This window comes from Terrabacter sp. BE26, from assembly GCF_041941675.1.
Classification (GTDB): domain Bacteria; phylum Actinomycetota; class Actinomycetes; order Actinomycetales; family Dermatophilaceae; genus Terrabacter.
Map to the genome: position 1 here is coordinate 3,840,757 of NZ_CP090122.1, position 15,454 is coordinate 3,856,210.

The window sequence follows — 15,454 nt, forward strand, 5'->3', positions numbered from 1 at the left end:
GTGATCCGGCGTCCCGACGTCTGGAACTGCGCCGTGGCGCACTTCCAGGCCGGGACTCGGGCGTGGTGACGGCTGCAACTGCGCCGTGGCGCGGTTGCTGGCCGCCGCTTTCCCGCACGCCGGCGAGCCCCGCGGTGGGTCAGACCGCGGTGTCGTCGAGCGCTGCCGGGTGGGTCTCGGAGGGAACGGTCGCCAGGGCCTCGCCCTCGGCCTCGTCGCCCTCGGCCTCGGCCGTCTCGGTGAGCGTGCTCGGGTCGAGGTCGGGGTCGCTGGTGCCTGCGCCGGGGGTGCCGAGGCGCGCCCCGGCCTGCGCAGAGTTCGTGCGCTCCTCGAGCTCGGCGACGACGCGGGCGTGGTTGTCGACGCACATGACGACGACGTCGCCCGGGTTGGTGCGGGCCAGCACGTGCCGGGTCGCCTCGAGCTCGTCGAGGACGATCTCGACCTGGCGGCAGCGCGCGCCGTCCGCCATCGCCTTGCGGGCACCCTCGGCGACCAGCTGCGCGGACTCCCCGGGTCGACGCCCGCGCAGGCGGGCGTCCTCGCGCACGACGACGACGTCGAAGTGGTGGGCGGCGACCTCGCCCAGCTCGCGGATGTCGTCGTCCCGGCGGTCACCCGCAGCGCCGATCATGCCGATCCGCGAGGTGCGGGCGAGGTCCGACTGGCCCTGCTTCTGCGCGGCGTAGCGGTCGACGAAGACACCGAGCTCTTTCATGCCGGCGGCGTTGTGGCAGTAGTCCACGAAGACGTCGGCGTTGCCGACCTGCACGAGGTTGAGGCGTCCGGGGGAGAGGTAGTACGTCGTCGCGAAGGTGCGCAGGCCCTGACGGATGTCGTGGAGCGGGGCGCCGGCGGCGAAGGCGGCCCCAGCGGCAGCGAGCGCGTTGGCGATGTTGAAGCGTGCTGCCCCGCCGAAGGTGGCCGGCAGCAGGTGGGTCCAGGCCAGCTGCATGCTGCGGCGACCGTGCTTGATGACGATCATTTCGCCGCGCTCACTCGGCTCGAGGACGACGGCGCGGCCGCCGCGCCGGCAGTAGTCGTCGACGAACTCGCGGGCCTCGCTGCCCGGCTCGGCCATGGAGAACCAGACGATGCCTCCGGAGCAGCGGCGGCGCATGTTGCGCACGTGCGGGTCGTCGGCGTTGAGCACCGCGAAGCCGTCGCGGGGCACCGCCTCGACGATGACGGCCTTGACGTCGGCCAGCTGGCGCAGGGTGTCGATGCCCTTCATCCCGAGGTGGTCGGGGGCGATGTTCGTGACGACCGCGATGTCGTTGCGGTCGTAGCCCAGGCCCTCGCGCAGGATGCCGCCGCGGGCGACCTCCATGACGGCGAAGTCGACGCGCGGGTTCTGCAGGACCATGCGGGCGGAGCGGGGGCCGGAGGCGTCGGCCTTGATGACGAGGCGCTCGTCGATGACGACGCCGTCGGTCGAGGTCATGCCGACCTTGCGCCCGAGGCCCTTGAAGATGTGGGCGATCATGCGTGAGGTCGTCGTCTTGCCGTTGGTGCCGGTCACGGCCACGATCGGCACGCGCGACTGTGTGCCCGGCGGGAAGAGCAGGTCGACAACCGGCTTGGCGATGAACTGGGGTTCGCCGACGGTGGGGTGGGTGTGCATGCGGAAGCCCGGCGCCGCGTTGACCTCGCAGATGGCGCCTCCCGTCTCGCGCACCGGGTAGGTGATGTCGGGGCAGATGAAGTCGATGCCGGCGACGTCGAGGCCGACGATGCGCGCGGCCTCCTCGGCGATCTCGACGTTGTCGGGGTGGGCGTCGTAGGTGCGGTCGATCGAGATGCCGCCCGTGGACATGTTGCCGGTGAGCGCGAGCTTGACCATCTCACCCTCCGGAGGCACCGACTCGAGCGTGTGCCCCTGCCCGGCCAGCACCTCGAGGGCGTTGGCATCCACCTTGATCTTCGTCAGCACCTTCTCGTGCCCGACGCCTCGCCGAGGATCGGCATTGGTGATCTCGACGAGGTCGCCCACGGTGTGGGTGCCGTCGCCGACGACGTGCGCGGGCACTCGCTCGGCGATGGCCTGCATCTTGCCGCCGACGATGAGGCAGCGGTAGTCACGGCCCGTGACGAACGACTCGACGACGATCGTGCCGCGTCGCGACTCCGCCTTGGCGATGTCGTACGCCTTCTCGACCTCCTCGTCGCTCGTGAGGTCGAGGCACACGCCGCGTCCGTGGTTGCCGTCGAGCGGCTTGACGACGACGGGGAAGCCGATGCGGCGGGCGGCCTCGAGGGCGCCGCGCAACGTGCGTACGGCCTCCTGCTTCGGGACGGGGAGGCCCGCGGATCCGAGGAGCTTGGCGGTCAGGTCCTTGTCGCTCGCGATGTCGACGGCGAGTGCGCCGGTCTTCGAGGTCATCGTCGCCCGTATGCGCTGGGCGTGGACGCCCTGTCCCAGCTGCACCAGGGAGGCGGAGTTGAGGCGGATGTAGGGGATGTCGCGCGACGCCGCCTCCTCGAGAATGGCGGAGGTGGACGGGCCGAAGGCGACCCGCTCCGCCTGGCGCAGGAACGCGTTGAGCTCGGCCTCGAAGTCGAAGCCGTCCTCGGCGTCGACGAGGTGGTTGATGAGGCGTACGGCGAGCTTCCCGGCGGCGACGCCCACCGTCTCGTCGGTGTAGCTGTAGACCACGTTGTAGCGGCCGGGTTCGCCCTTGACTCCGCGAGTCTTGCCACGGCGGGAGTCGTGGCCGGCGAGGGTCTGCAGCTGCAGGGCGACGTGCTCGGCGACGTGGCCGAGCCAGGTGCCCTCGTGCAGCCGCTCGATGAAGCCACCGCGCCGTCCACGGGAGCACGTGTGCCGGTCGAGTCCGGGCACCAGCTCGACGAGCCGGTCGGTGAAGCCGGGGAGGGAGACCGTCGGGTACTCCTCGAGGCTGCCGAGGTCGACGACGAGGTGGATCGCCTGCTGGTACGACCAGACGTTCGGTCCGCGGTAGATCCGGGTCTCGAGGATCTTCAGGTCCGGTCGAGCCGGGCCTGTGGGGGTGGGTACCTCGACGGCCATGGGTCTCCTTCTACGGGGTCGGGTGGGGATGCGCCGTGCGGCACGTCCCGTCGACCGTTGCTGCTGCGATGGGGCGGGCGAGCGGACTCAGCGAACGGCGTTGCCCGTCGAGGCCGCCGTTCGTTCCTTCGCCGGGACCACCGCCCCCTCGACGTCCGGATGGCGTTCGACGAAGGCGGTCAGCTCGACGTGGTCGAGGTCGAAGGTACTGCCCGTGGGCAGTGAGTGCACCACCGCGCCGGAAACCAGGAGCGGGGCGCCGCGGCGCGCCTCGGGTGCGTCGGTGATCGCGTTGCGGGCGTTGATGACGAAGATCGAGCCGGCTCCGAGGACCGACATGACGCGGCCGCCGCGGATCTCGGCAGCCGTGTTCTCGTCGATGCCCATGCCGAGCAGGTTGGGCGAGGCCGCCACCATCGACATGAGCCGTCCGTAGCGCCCGCGCTGGTCGAAGTGCTGGTCGATGATGATGTCCTCGACGAGGCCGAGCCCGGCTGAGACCTGGCTCGCGCGCTGTCGCGGCGTCAGCCCCTCCTCGCCGAGCGAGATCATGAAGCGGCTCATGATCGAGGCCCCTGCAGACGTGCCGGCGACGACGGCGCCGCGCTGGTAGGCGCGCACGACGGCATCGCCCACGGGCGTGCCGACGATGTTCTGGGCGAGCTTGACCTGGCTGCCGCCGGTGAGGAAGACCCCAGTGGCGGCGTCGAGCGCCTCCACCATGGCGGTGTCGTTCGCGTCGCGGCGAGTCTCGGGGTGCACGACGGTCATGTCGCCACCGCGCAGCCGGGTGAAGACGTCCCGGTAGGACTCGGAGACCTCCTCGGCGAACGAGGAGGCCGTCGGGATGAGGACGATGTGCCCGCGGTGGCCGCCGGCCAGCTTGACGAAGCGCTTCAGCACGACCGAGCGCCCGATGCGGTCCTCCGCTCCGCCGATGACGAGGAGCGTGCGACGCACGTCGTCCGAGGGGGAGGCATCCGAGGCGGAGGGGGTGGGCGGTGGAGCCACGGTTTGCATCGCGCCAGCCTAGTGACGGGCGTGCGGCACCGGCGGAGCCTGGGTCGGCGTGCCGTCGTCGAGATCGGCCTGCTCGATCTCGTCGCGGGAGATGCCGAGCAGGTAGAGGACCGAGTCGAGGTAGGGCACGTTGACGGAGGTCTGGGCCTGCTCCTGGACGATCGGCTTGGCGTTGAAGGCGACGCCCAGGCCGGCGATGTCCAGCATGTCGAGGTCGTTCGCGCCGTCCCCGATGGCGACGGTGCGGCTGAGCGGCAGCCCCTCCTGCTCGGCGAACTCACGCAGGGCCCGGGCCTTGCCGGCGCGGTCCACGACCTCACCGACGAGCCGGCCCGTCAGGCGGCCGTCCTCGATCTCGAGCCGGTTGGCACGGGTGTGGTCGATGTCGAGGTCCTCCGCGAGACTGCCGACGATCTCGATGAAGCCGCCGCTCACGAGGCCGACGGTGAAGCCCAGCCGCTTGAGGGTGCGCACCAGCGTCCGGGCGCCCGGCGTGAGCTGGACGGCCTGGCGCACCTCATCGAGTGCGCCGGCAGGGAGCCCGGCCAGCGTGGCCACCCGCGCCCGCAGCGACTCCTCGAAGTCGAGCTCGCCGGCCATCGCCCGCGCGGTGACCTCGGCGACCTCGGCCTCGCGTCCGCAGTGCGCGGCCAGCAGCTCGATGACCTCCTGCTGGATCAGCGTGGAGTCCACGTCCAGCACGACGAGGCGCCGGCCGCGACGGGCCAGGCCACCCGGGGCCACCGCGACGTCGATGCCGTTGGTCGTGGCGACGAGAGCGAGCTCGGTGCGCAGCTTCGGCACGTCGGCGCCCGAGATGTCGAACTCCACCGTCGTGACGGGATAGCGCGAGAGGCGTCGGATCCGGTCGATGTTCGCGCCGTGCTCGGCGATCCGGGAGGTGACGAGGGAGACGGCGTCGGCGCGCAGAGGGGCCCCGAGCACCACGACGGCCGCGCGACCCTGGCGGGAACGGGGGTTGTCCCCGGTGCCGGCGACGACGGTCAGGGTGAGGCCCAGCCGGTGCGCGGCCACCGCAGCGGCGTCGCGCAGCTGCTCGACCTGGTCACCGGGGCGCAGGAGCACCGTCAGGGTGAGGTGTCCCTGGACGACGACCTGCTGGATGTCCAGCACCTCCGCCCCGAAACCGGACAGGGCTCCGAGAAGCGTGCCGGTGACACCCGGCCGGTCGTCGCCCGTCACGGTGACACTGAGGTTCTGGAAGTCCGTTGCGTCGCTGCTGGGGTCGGTCACGCGCGTCAGGGTAGTGACGGCACGCCCGCGCCCGCGCCACCTTCCGGCATACGGCCGGCGTGGCCCTGGCGAGTGCCGACCTCCTCGCCCCGGCGGGAGTTCACCTCGTCGCGCCACTGGAGCAGGTCGCGCACGCGCGCCAGGTCGGGGTCGGCCGCCGCGACGCTGGCCGTGAACAGCCGCGTGCCCAGCGCGAACAGCTGCTCGGCGTTGTTCGCGTAGTCGCCCGTCTGGTCGGGGTTCCGTCCGGGCACGAACGCCACGCCGGCCGAGCGCTCGATCTCGAGCGGGTCGCGGCCCCGGCGGGCGCACCACCCGTCGAGCACCCGGTGCTTGCGGGTGATCTCCTCCGGGTCGCCGAAGCCGTGCCAGATGTCGGCGTGCTCGGCGACGATCCGCAGCGTCTTCTTCTCGCCGCCACCACCGATGAGGATCGGGATGTCCCGGGTCGGGGGCGGGTTGAGACGCGCCCACCGGTCACGGATGACGGGCAGGTCGCGCGCGAGGTCGTCGAGGCGCCCACCCGCGGTGCCGAACTCGTAGCCGTACTCGTCGTAGTCGAGCTGCGCCCAACCGGAGCCGATGCCGAGGACGAGCCGGCCGCCGCTCATGTGGTCGACGGTGCGGGCCATGTCGGCGAGCAGGTTGGGGTTGCGGTAGCTGTTGCAGGTGACGAGCGCGCCGATCTCGACGGACTCGGTCGCCTCCGCCCACGCGCCGAGCATGGTCCAGCACTCGAAGTGCATGCCGGCCCGGTCGCCAGAGAGCGGGAAGAAGTGGTCCCAGTTCAGGAGCAGGTCGACGCCCATCTCCTCGAGTGTGGCCGCGGTCCGCCTGATCTGGGCCCAGGTGGCGTGCTGCGGCGGCACCTGGATACCGACCCGCGCCGGACGCGGGTCGTCGGCGCTCGCGAGCCGCCCTGCCTCGGTGGCGGACTCGGCGGGGTCGGCACGCACGGTGGCTTCCGGACTCGGCCCCGGGGTGGTCACCGGGTGACGACCTGACCCTTGCCGACCACGACGATGCCGCTCTCGGTGACGTGCAGCCCTCGCGCGCGGTCGTACTCGTGGTCGATGCCGATCTGGCAGCCCTCCGGGATCACGACGTTCTTGTCGATGATCGCCCGCCGGATCTGCGCGTGCCGGTGCACCTCGACCCCGTCGAGGAGCACGGAGCCCTGGACGCTGGCGTACGAGTGCACCTTGACGAGCGGCGAGAGCACCGACGCGTAGATGTGCGCGCCGGACACGACGACGCCGGGGGAGACGGCGGAGTTCAGCGCCTCGCCGATGCGGTCGCCGCTGCCGTGCACGAACTTCGCCGGCGGGTAGGGACTGTGGCTCGTGTAGATCGGCCACTCGTAGTTGTAGAGGTTGAACACCGGGTGGATCGAGATGAGGTCCATGTGCGCGTCGTAGTACGACTCGATGGTGCCGACGTCGCGCCAGTAGCCGCGGTCGCGGTCGGCGGCGCCGGGCACCTCGTTGTCCTTGAAGTCGTAGACGCCGGCCTCGCCGCGCGCGACGAACCACGGCACGATGTCGCCACCCATGTCGTGGTTCGACTCGGCCTCGCGGTCGGCGATGACCGCCGCCTCCAAGGCGGAGGCGGTGAAGACGTAGTTGCCCATGGAGGCGAGCACCTCGTCCGGGCTGTCGGGCAGGCCCTTGGGGTCGCTCGGCTTCTCGAGGAACGCGGCGATCTTGGAGGGGTCGTTGTCGTCGACCTCGATGACGCCGAACTGGTTGGCGAGCGAGATGGGCTGTCGGATCGCGGCGACGGTGCACGCCGCGCCCGACTCGATGTGTTGCTCGACCATCGCGCTGAAGTCCATGCGGTAGACGTGGTCGGCCCCGACCACGACGACGATGTCGGGCCGCTCGTCGTGGATCAGGTTGAGGCTCTGGTAGATCGCGTCCGCGCTGCCGAGGTACCAGTTCTTGTCGACGCGCTGCTGGGCGGGCACCGTCGTGACGTAGTTGCCGAGGAGGGTCGACATGCGCCACGTCTTGGTCACGTGCGCGTCGAGGCTGTGCGACTTGTACTGCGTCAGCACGACGACCTGCAGGTAGCCGGAGTTGACGACGTTGGACAGGGCCAGGTCGATCAGCCGGTAGATGCCGCCGAAGGGCACCGCTGGTTTGGCGCGGTCGGCGGTGAGCGGCATCAACCTCTTTCCCTCGCCGCCGGCGAGCACGATCGCGAGGACTTTCGGACCAGCGGCTGGGCTTCGTCGGGCCATGCTCGACACCCTAGGGCAGCACCGCCCGCCGTTGGCGGGACGGCACGCAAGATGGACAGCTCTTCACCCACTGGTCTTCACGCACTGGTCTTCACCCACTGGTCTTCGTCCGGTGGCGGGCGGCCACCGGCACTAGGGTCGGAGCGTGCGCGTCGACATCCTCAGCAAGGAGTACCCGCCGGCCATCTACGGAGGCGCCGGCGTTCACGTGGCCGAGCTCGTCCGGGCGCTTCGCGCCCGAGGCGACCTCGAGGTGCAGGTGCGCTGCTTCGGCGCCCCGCGCGACGAGGCTGACACGACGGCATACCCAGACCTGCCGGAGCTGGCGCGCGCCAACGCGGCGCTGCAGACGCTCGGCGTCGACGTCAGCATGGCGGGGGACTGCGTCGGCGCCGACCTCGTGCACTCCCACACGTGGTACGCCAACATGGCGGGCCACCTGGCCTCGCTCCTGGGTGGCATGCCGCACGTCGTCACCGCGCACTCCCTCGAGCCGATGCGTCCGTGGAAGGCGGAGCAGCTCGGCGGTGGCTACCGCGTGTCGTCGTGGGCCGAGCGGACCGCCTACGAGGCGGCCGCCGCCGTGGTGGCCGTGAGCGCGGGTATGCGTGAGGACATCCTCCGCAGCTACCCGTCCCTCGATCCGTCGCGAGTTCACGTGGTGCACAACGGGATCGACTCGCAGCTGTGGTCGCCGGACCGCTCACCGGAGGCGGCCGAGATCGTCCGGCGCCACGGCGTCGACCCGGACAGCCGGTCCGTCGTCTTCGTCGGTCGCATCACCCGGCAGAAGGGTCTGCCCTACCTGCTCCGGGCCTGTGCCGACCTCCCGTCCGACGTCCAGATCGTCCTCTGCGCGGGTGCGCCGGACACCCCCGAGATCCTCGCGGAGGTGGAGGGGCTGATGGGCGAGCTGCGCTCGCGGCGCGAGGGCGTCGTGTGGATCCCCGACATGCTGCCCCGCAACGAGGTCGTGGCCCTGCTGAGCCATGGCACCGTGTTCGCGTGCCCGTCCGTCTACGAGCCCCTCGGCATCGTCAACCTCGAGGCCATGGCGTGCGAGCTGGCTGTCGTGGCCACCGCCACGGGTGGCATCCCGGAGGTGGTCGTCGACGGCGAGACGGGCTGGCTGGTGCCGATCGAGCAGGTGCAGGACGGCACCGGCACGCCCGTCGACCCGGAGCGGTTCGTCGCCGACCTTGCCGCAACGCTCAACGACGCCGTGTCCGACGTCGACCGGGCGCGCACCTTCGGTCGGGCGGGCCGCCAGCGGGCCGTCGACTCCTTCTCGTGGGCGTCCATCGGCGACCGCACGCTCGAGGTCTACCGGTCCGTGCTCGGCTCCTGAGGGGCGCGACGGCACAGTCAGCCGAGGAGGCGTCCCGGGACCGAGTAGCGCACGCCGAGGTCGTCGGACCTGCCGCCGAGGATCTCCCCGAGCAGCTCGCCCGGCTCCGGGTAGTCCGGTCCCAGCGCCGAGAGATAGGCCTCGTGGGCCGACAGCGAGGCGATGGCCGCGTCGAAGTGGTCCGAGACGTCGACGAAGTGCGTCGGTGCGGGATCCGCGCCGAGGAGCACGAGGGCCACCTGCCACGGCTCGTGGCCCTCGTCGACGAGCTCGAGGAAGACCCACCGGTTGCCTGCGTCGGCTCTCGCGTCGACGACGGCCAGCCCGACGGCCCGGTGGTCCGCCTGGTTGACGCCGCCGCCCGCGAAGCTGTCGGCATACGTGATCGTGACGAGCAGGTCGGGCCGGCGCCGTCGGATCTCGCGGGCGATCGCCCGGCGCAGCGGGAGGCCGTGCTCCACGACCCCGTCGGCGAACCCGGCGAGGAACTCCACGACCTCGACGCCGACCCGGGCGGCGCCGTCGCGCTCCTCCTGCTCGCGCAGCGGGCCGGCCTGCGCCGGAGGCATCGTCTCGATCCCGGCCTCGCCACGGGTCACGAGCAGGTAGGTGACGGTCTTGCCGGCGCGGACCCACCGGTCCACCGCGGCGGCGAGGCCGTACTCGAGATCGTCGGGATGGGCGGCGACGCACAGCACGGTCTCGAAGGTGCTCTCGTCGAGGGGCTCCAGCCTCGTCTGCTCCGTCATGCACCGAATCTAGGGTCTCTTGGCGGTGACCTCGGCGGATGTGACGATGGGGGCATGCTGACCATCGAGCTCGCCCGCCGGCTGACCGATGCGGGGCTGACCTGGGAGCCGGTCTCGGGTGACCGCTTCGTCGTGCCCGTCAAGGACATGGAGGAGGAGGTCTTCGTCATCAGCGAGATCACCGTCGACGTGCACCACTTCTCCACGGGCGACGTGATCGGCTTCAACGGCACGACGGAGTGGGCGCTCGACAGCGTCGAGCGGGACAAGGTCGTCTGGCTGCCGCGGGAGGACCAGCTGCGCGACCTCCTCGGCGAGGCGTTCGTCGCGCTCGAGCAGCTCGAGGGAGGGTATGCCGTCTCGGTCCTCGGGCAGGTCGGAGCAGTCGAGCGCCACGTGGACATCGACGCCGAGCGGGCCTACGCCCGCGCGCTCATCGCGCACCTCGAGGCTGCGGCCGGACGCGACGGGCAGGCGTAGTCAGGCCGGCCGCCAGCCGGCGATCGTCATGACGGCGACGTTCGTCGCGTCGGCAAGCGCCGTGTCGGCGTCGGCCGCGAGGTCGCGGAGCAGCCGCGACCGCGCCGCCGTGGTGCCGGCGTCCAGGCCGCCCGACCCCAGCGAGGTGAAGCTGGCGGTGCGGTGCGCGAGGCGGGAGACGTTCGCGGCGAGCGACATGAGGCGCAGCGCCCGACCCGAGGTGGTCGCCGGGATGCCCCACAGCGCCGTGTCCAGGTCGGCCTGGGCCTCGGCCCGGGCCGAGTTCCCCCACGGGTGCCCGCCGACCTGCTCGAACTGCGCCGTGTGGTCCCGCAGCCTGGTCATGAGCTGGCGCTCGATGTCGCGCAGGTCGAGCATCTCCATCCGGTGACGGGGCAGCGGGTCCGCGTCGTATGCCGTCCAGTCTGCCCGGATGCCCACGTCGCCCTCCGGGCCGAACTCGGACAGCGTGGGGACGAGGACGCCGCCGATGCCGGCCACGAAGACGCACTCGCCCGCGTCGGCAGCGTGCGCAGTGGCCTCGGCGGAGCCACGCGGCATACGGCTGAGGTCGCCGGGGCGGGGCAGCGCAACGAAGAGCGCCTGCTCTCCGAGGTCGCGCCAGACGTCGAGCCGGGCGAGGTCCCCGGCGGCGTGGTCGAGGTCGGGAAAGGCTCGGGCGAGGGCGTCGGTCGTGCCGAGGTCACCGTGCCATGAGGCGGTGACCCACAGCGCGAGCCGGACGGACGCGGGGAGCTCGGGCACCCCGCCATCGTAGGGCGCGCCCGGACGGCGGCCCGAACGACGGTGCCATAGGGTCGAGCCATGAGCGACGTCCTCGCCTTCGCCGGAGTCACCGTCCGCCGCGGTGCCACAAGGCTGCTCGACGACATCACCTGGGAGGTCGAGGAGGGCGAGCGATGGGTCGTGCTGGGCGCCAACGGCGCCGGCAAGACCACGCTGCTGCAGGTCGCGGCTGCCCGGCTGCACCCGTCCTCCGGGGTCGCGGGTGTGCTGGGCGAGGTCCTCGGCGCCGTCGACGTCTTCGAGCTGCGGCCCCGCATCGGCCTGGCGAGCTCCTCGATGGCCGAGCGCATCCCGGGCGACGAGCTCGTCGGCAACGTCGTCGTGACCGCCTCCTACGGCATCATCGGCCGCTGGCGCGAGACCTACGACAACGTCGACTACGTCCGGGCGATGGAGCTGCTCAAGGCACTCGGCGCCGACCACCTCGCCGACCGCACCTACGGCACGCTGAGCGAGGGTGAGCGCAAACGGGTCCAGATCGCCCGGGCCCTGATGACCGACCCCGAGCTGATGCTGCTCGACGAGCCCGCCGCCGGCCTCGACCTCGGCGGCCGCGAGGACCTCGTGCGCCGGCTGGGGGAGCTCGCCGCCGACACCGAGGCGCCGGCCATGGTGCTGGTGACCCACCACGTCGAGGAGATCCCGCCGTCGTTCACCGACGTGCTGATGATCCGCGACGGCAAGGTCGTGGCCTCCGGTCCGATCCCGCTGACCCTCACCGCCGACAACCTCAGCGCCACCTTCGGCCTGCCGCTCGTGCTCGAGCAGCGCGGTGAGCGCTGGACCGCGCGCGCCGAGTCCTGATCGCAACCCGCACGGCTTCTCGATCCATAGGTCTCCTGCGGGAACCGAGAGACAATCGAGAACGTCACACAAGTGACGCACGGGACGTCGGTGTCCGTCGCCGACGCGAACGAAGGCAGGGTGGGGTCACGTGTCCGAGGGGCAGGCGTGGATGGTCTGGCTGGGGGTCGCCCTGGTGCTCGTCGCCATCGAGACCGTCACGGTCGACTTCACCTTCCTGATGCTCGCCGGCGGTGCCGCCGGGGGCGCCATCGCAGCGGCGTTCGGTCTTCCTCCGGTGCTCCAGGCCATCGTCGGGGGCCTGGTGGCCGTCGCTCTCCTCGCCCTCGGGCGCCCCTGGCTCAAGAAGCGCTTCACGGCCACGACGCCGGCGCAGATCATGGGCGCGGCAGCCAACGTCGGTCGCTCCGCGATCGCCATCGACCGGGTCAACCCCGCGGGCGGTCAGGTCAAGCTCGCCGGTGAGACCTGGTCGGCCCGCACCCGGGGTGACGACATCGAACCGGGCGAGGAGGTCGTCGTCGACTCCATCGAGGGAGCCACCGCCATCGTGCGGCGTGCGCACGTCGTCGGCTCCTAGAGCCGCAAGGGCGGTCGCCGAGCCGCCGTCACCACCAGCAGTTCCGAGAGATCGAGCGGGTCACCCGACCCGCCCGCACCAACCGTGGCTCCTCGGGGGAGCGCGGACCGCACAGGGAGAAGGTCGAGAAGGTCGTGGAGCCGGTAGTCATCATTCCCATCCTCATCGTCATCGTGGCGCTCATCATCGTGGTGCGCACGGTGCGGATCGTGCCGCAGCAGACGGCCCAGATCGTCGAGCGCCTCGGCAGCTACAGCAAGACCCTCGAGGCCGGCATCCACTTCCTCGTGCCGTTCGTCGACAAGGTCCGCGCCAACATCGACCTGCGCGAGCAGGTCGTCTCCTTCCCGCCCCAGCCGGTCATCACCTCCGACAACCTCGTCGTCAGCATCGACACGGTCATCTACTACTCCGTGATCGACGCGAAGAGCGCCGTCTACGAGATCGCCAACTTCATCCAGGGCATCGAGCAGCTGACGGTCACGACGCTGCGCAACGTCATCGGCTCGCTCGACCTCGAGCAGACGCTGACGAGCCGCGACCAGATCAACGGCCAGCTGCGTGGGGTGCTCGACGAAGCCACCGGCAAGTGGGGCATCCGCGTCAACCGCGTCGAGCTCAAGGCCATCGACCCGCCGCACTCGGTGCAGGACTCGATGGAGAAGCAGATGCGCGCCGAGCGCGACCGTCGCGCCGCGATCCTGACGGCCGAGGGCGTCAAGCAGTCCGCGATCCTCACCGCCGAGGGTGAGAAGCAGAGCCAGATCCTGCGCGCCGAGGGTTCGGCCCAGGCCCGAATCCTCGAGGCCCAGGGCCAGGCGCGCGCCATCCAGCAGGTGTTCGCGGCGATCCACCGCGGCAAGCCGACGCAGAAGCTGCTCGCCTACCAGTACCTCCAGGTGCTGCCGCAGATCGCCCGTGGCGACGCCAACAAGATGTGGATCGTCCCCTCCGAGCTGACCGACGCCCTCAAGGGCATCGGCAACGCACTCGGCGGCAGCGACGGGCGCGCCGAGGAGAGCGACGAGGAGTCCTGGGCCCAGCTGGGCGACGGGCAGGACGACGCCTTCGCAGAGACGGTCCTCGAGGATCCCGCCAAGGCCCTCGCCGAGGCGCGTGGCCAGGCCGCCGCTGCCAGCGCGGAGTCGACCGAGCCGCTGACGCGTCCGCACGCCTCCGTGCGACCGGCCGTCGACATGCCGCCCCTGCCCGCCGCCGCACCGTCGGTGCCCCAGGATGCGCCGCTCGCCGACGCACCGGTGCCGCCGGCCACCCCGGCCACCCCGGCGGACCTGCCGGGAGCCGACCCGGAGCCGCCCGCCACGCGCTGAGCCGGCCTCTCACGGCCGGCCGCGGACGGCATACGGGAGCGGGACGGAACCACCGAAGAGACACCCGGTCACCCTCTGTAGGGTGACCGGGTGTCGTTCTGGTCGGGGGTCGCTGTCGCGCTGGCCGGCACGGGTGCCGGCATCATCAACACCATCGTGGGCTCGGGGACACTGATCACCTTCCCCACGCTGCTCTTCTTCGGCGTCAACCCCCTGGTCGCCAACGTCTCCAACAACATCGGGCTCGTCGCCGGCGGGGTGACGGGCGCCTGGGGCTACCGGCACGAGCTGACCGGGCAGGCCCAGACGCTGCGCCGCCTCATGCCGATGTCGTTCCTCGGCTCCATCGTGGGGGCGAGCCTGCTCCTGGTCCTGCCGGCCTCGGCCTTCCGGGCGATCGTGCCGGTGCTGATCCTCATCGCGCTCGTGCTCGTCGTCGCCGGGCCCGCGATCCAGGCCCGCATCCACCCCGCCGGCCACGACGGCCCGGTGCCGGCCTGGCACGCGCCCGCCATGGCTGCCGGGGTCTTCGTGGCGGGCGTCTACGGGGGCTACTTCGGGGCCGCGCAGGGCGTGCTCATCATGGGCCTGCTGAGCGCGCTCAGTCTCGAGCCGCTCCAGCGCCTCAACGGCTACAAGAACGTCCTCTCGCTCATCGTGAACTTCGTGGCGGCCACGGTCTTCGTGCTCTTCGCGCGCGACCACATCGACTGGCTGGTCGTCGTGCTCATCGCCGCCGGCGCGTTCGTGGGCGGCATCATCGGCGCCCACGTGGGGCGCCGCATCCCTCCGAACGTGCTCCGTGCCCTGATCCTGCTGATCGGCGTCGTCGCCATCGTCAAGCTGGTCTGGTTCCCCTGAGCCTCCGCCGCGTCGATCGCCCCGGAGGGAGCGACGCGATGTGGGGGCGGCGAGGGTGCCGCACTAGCCTGACGGGCGTGCCGATCCAGATCACCGACCCCGCAGACCCGCGCCTCGCCGACTACGTCGCCCTCACCGACGTCGTGCTGCGGCGGCGAACGGAGCCCGAGCGCGGTCTCTACATCGCCGAGAGCCAGAAGGTGATCCGGCGGGCGCTGCGCGCCGGGCACCGGCCCCGGTCCTACCTGATGGCACGCCGCTGGCTCGACGACCTCGCGGACCTCGTTGACGACGCCGAGGCCGAGGGCATCCCGGTCTACTTCGGCGAGCACCCCGTGATCGAGCAGCTGACCGGCTTCCACCTGCACCGTGGTGCGCTCGCCGCGATGCAGCGGCCCGTCCTGCCATCGGCGGCCTCCCTCGTGCGCGACGCACGGCGCGTCGTCGTGCTGGAGGACGTCGTCGACCACACCAACGTGGGAGCGATCTTCCGAAGCGCCGCCGCGCTCGGCGTCGACGCCGTCCTCGTCACCCCCCGCTGCGCCGACCCGCTCTACCGCCGCTCCATCCGGGTCTCGATGGGCACGGTCTTCCAGGTGCCGTGGACCCGAATCGACCCGTGGCCTCAGGGGATCGAGCTGCTGCACGAGGCCGGGCTCACGGTGGCGGCCATGGCCCTGTCGGACGACTCGGTGTCGCTGGACGACCTGGAGTCTGCTCCGCCCGAGCGTCTCGCGCTCGTCGTCGGCACGGAGGGCGACGGTCTGTCGCACCGCGCGGTCGCGGACGCGGACCTGACCCTGCGCATCCCCATGGCCGGTGGCGTCGACTCCCTCAACGTCGCCGCGGCAGGTGCCGTCGCGATGTGGGCGTTGCGCCCTCGCCCGCCCGTCTGAGGGATGCCCCGGGTGCGGATGGCGCGGTTCGACGAGCGCACCGAGGAGGCC

At 71.6% G+C, this 15,454-nt stretch carries 14 protein-coding genes; 7 read left to right on the forward strand and 7 right to left on the reverse strand.

Annotated features, from left to right (window positions below; translation table 11 throughout):
• Window positions 1–139: 139 nt before the first annotated feature.
• The 5 genes from cphA to glgC form a co-directional block, all read right to left on the reverse strand.
• Entirely contained in the window at window positions 140–3,031 is a 2,892-nt protein-coding gene (cphA, locus tag LQK93_RS17480) for a cyanophycin synthetase (RefSeq protein WP_374969034.1), read from the reverse strand.
• Between the two features lie 87 nt (window positions 3,032–3,118).
• On the reverse strand, window positions 3,119–4,051 hold the full coding sequence (locus LQK93_RS17485; protein ID WP_374969035.1) for a cyanophycinase: 933 nt from the start codon (window positions 4,049–4,051) through the stop codon (window positions 3,119–3,121).
• 9 nt (window positions 4,052–4,060) lie between these two features.
• Window positions 4,061–5,305 (reverse strand): phosphoserine phosphatase SerB, encoded by a 1,245-nt coding sequence (gene serB / locus LQK93_RS17490; RefSeq protein ID WP_374969036.1) that lies wholly within the window; start codon window positions 5,303–5,305, stop codon window positions 4,061–4,063.
• A 5-nt stretch (window positions 5,306–5,310) separates the two neighbouring features.
• Window positions 5,311–6,261 (reverse strand): LLM class F420-dependent oxidoreductase, encoded by a 951-nt coding sequence (locus LQK93_RS17495; RefSeq protein WP_374969037.1) that lies wholly within the window; start codon window positions 6,259–6,261, stop codon window positions 5,311–5,313.
• Between the two features lie 29 nt (window positions 6,262–6,290).
• Window positions 6,291–7,547 (reverse strand): glucose-1-phosphate adenylyltransferase, encoded by a 1,257-nt coding sequence (glgC, locus tag LQK93_RS17500; protein ID WP_374969038.1) that lies wholly within the window; start codon window positions 7,545–7,547, stop codon window positions 6,291–6,293.
• A 145-nt stretch (window positions 7,548–7,692) separates the two neighbouring features.
• Between glgC and glgA the strand changes: the two genes are divergently transcribed.
• On the forward strand, window positions 7,693–8,895 hold the full coding sequence (glgA, locus tag LQK93_RS17505) for a glycogen synthase (protein WP_374969039.1): 1,203 nt from the start codon (window positions 7,693–7,695) through the stop codon (window positions 8,893–8,895).
• 17 nt (window positions 8,896–8,912) lie between these two features.
• On the opposite strand, the gene LQK93_RS17510 is transcribed toward glgA, so the two are convergent.
• Complete coding sequence (locus LQK93_RS17510) at window positions 8,913–9,644, reverse strand: PIG-L deacetylase family protein (RefSeq protein WP_374969040.1); 732 nt, start codon at window positions 9,642–9,644, stop codon at window positions 8,913–8,915.
• A gap of 54 nt (window positions 9,645–9,698) precedes the next feature.
• Here LQK93_RS17510 and LQK93_RS17515 point away from each other — a divergent pair, with 54 nt between their 5' ends.
• Complete coding sequence (locus tag LQK93_RS17515) at window positions 9,699–10,124, forward strand: pilus assembly protein CpaE (RefSeq protein WP_374969041.1); 426 nt, start codon at window positions 9,699–9,701, stop codon at window positions 10,122–10,124.
• Here LQK93_RS17515 and LQK93_RS17520 read toward each other — a convergent pair whose 3' ends face one another.
• Window positions 10,125–10,889: a hypothetical protein gene (locus LQK93_RS17520; protein ID WP_374969042.1), complete on the reverse strand. Its 765-nt coding sequence runs from the start codon at window positions 10,887–10,889 to the stop codon at window positions 10,125–10,127. It abuts the gene before it with no gap.
• Between the two features lie 60 nt (window positions 10,890–10,949).
• Between LQK93_RS17520 and LQK93_RS17525 the strand changes: the two genes are divergently transcribed.
• The 5 genes from LQK93_RS17525 to LQK93_RS17545 all read left to right on the forward strand — a co-directional run bounded on the left by LQK93_RS17525 (window position 10,950) and on the right by LQK93_RS17545 (window position 15,403).
• Window positions 10,950–11,735: an ABC transporter ATP-binding protein gene (locus tag LQK93_RS17525; RefSeq protein WP_374969043.1), complete on the forward strand. Its 786-nt coding sequence runs from the start codon at window positions 10,950–10,952 to the stop codon at window positions 11,733–11,735.
• A gap of 130 nt (window positions 11,736–11,865) precedes the next feature.
• A complete protein-coding gene (locus LQK93_RS17530; protein ID WP_374969044.1) occupies window positions 11,866–12,315 on the forward strand; it encodes an NfeD family protein in 450 nt (149 codons plus the stop codon).
• A gap of 134 nt (window positions 12,316–12,449) precedes the next feature.
• Complete coding sequence (locus LQK93_RS17535) at window positions 12,450–13,646, forward strand: SPFH domain-containing protein (protein WP_374969045.1); 1,197 nt, start codon at window positions 12,450–12,452, stop codon at window positions 13,644–13,646.
• Between the two features lie 90 nt (window positions 13,647–13,736).
• Window positions 13,737–14,507 carry a sulfite exporter TauE/SafE family protein gene (locus LQK93_RS17540; protein ID WP_374969046.1) on the forward strand — a complete coding sequence of 257 codons (771 nt, stop codon included), beginning with the start codon at window positions 13,737–13,739 and terminating at the stop codon, window positions 14,505–14,507.
• Window positions 14,508–14,584: 77 nt separating this feature from the next.
• Complete coding sequence (locus tag LQK93_RS17545) at window positions 14,585–15,403, forward strand: TrmH family RNA methyltransferase (RefSeq protein WP_374969047.1); 819 nt, start codon at window positions 14,585–14,587, stop codon at window positions 15,401–15,403.
• The last annotated feature ends 51 nt before the right edge of the window (window positions 15,404–15,454 follow it).

Excerpts from the sequence above, each read along its gene's own strand:
- cphA (WP_374969034.1), bottom strand. The coding sequence starts at position 3,031 with ATGGCCGTCGAGGTACCCACCCCCACAGGCCCGGCTCGACCGGACCTG.
- LQK93_RS17485 (WP_374969035.1), bottom strand. The coding sequence starts at position 4,051 with ATGCAAACCGTGGCTCCACCGCCCACCCCCTCCGCCTCGGATGCCTCC.
- glgC (WP_374969038.1), bottom strand. The coding sequence starts at position 7,547 with ATGGCCCGACGAAGCCCAGCCGCTGGTCCGAAAGTCCTCGCGATCGTG.
- LQK93_RS17510 (WP_374969040.1), bottom strand. The coding sequence starts at position 9,644 with ATGACGGAGCAGACGAGGCTGGAGCCCCTCGACGAGAGCACCTTCGAG.
- LQK93_RS17515 (WP_374969041.1), top strand. The coding sequence starts at position 9,699 with ATGCTGACCATCGAGCTCGCCCGCCGGCTGACCGATGCGGGGCTGACC.
- LQK93_RS17525 (WP_374969043.1), top strand. The coding sequence starts at position 10,950 with ATGAGCGACGTCCTCGCCTTCGCCGGAGTCACCGTCCGCCGCGGTGCC.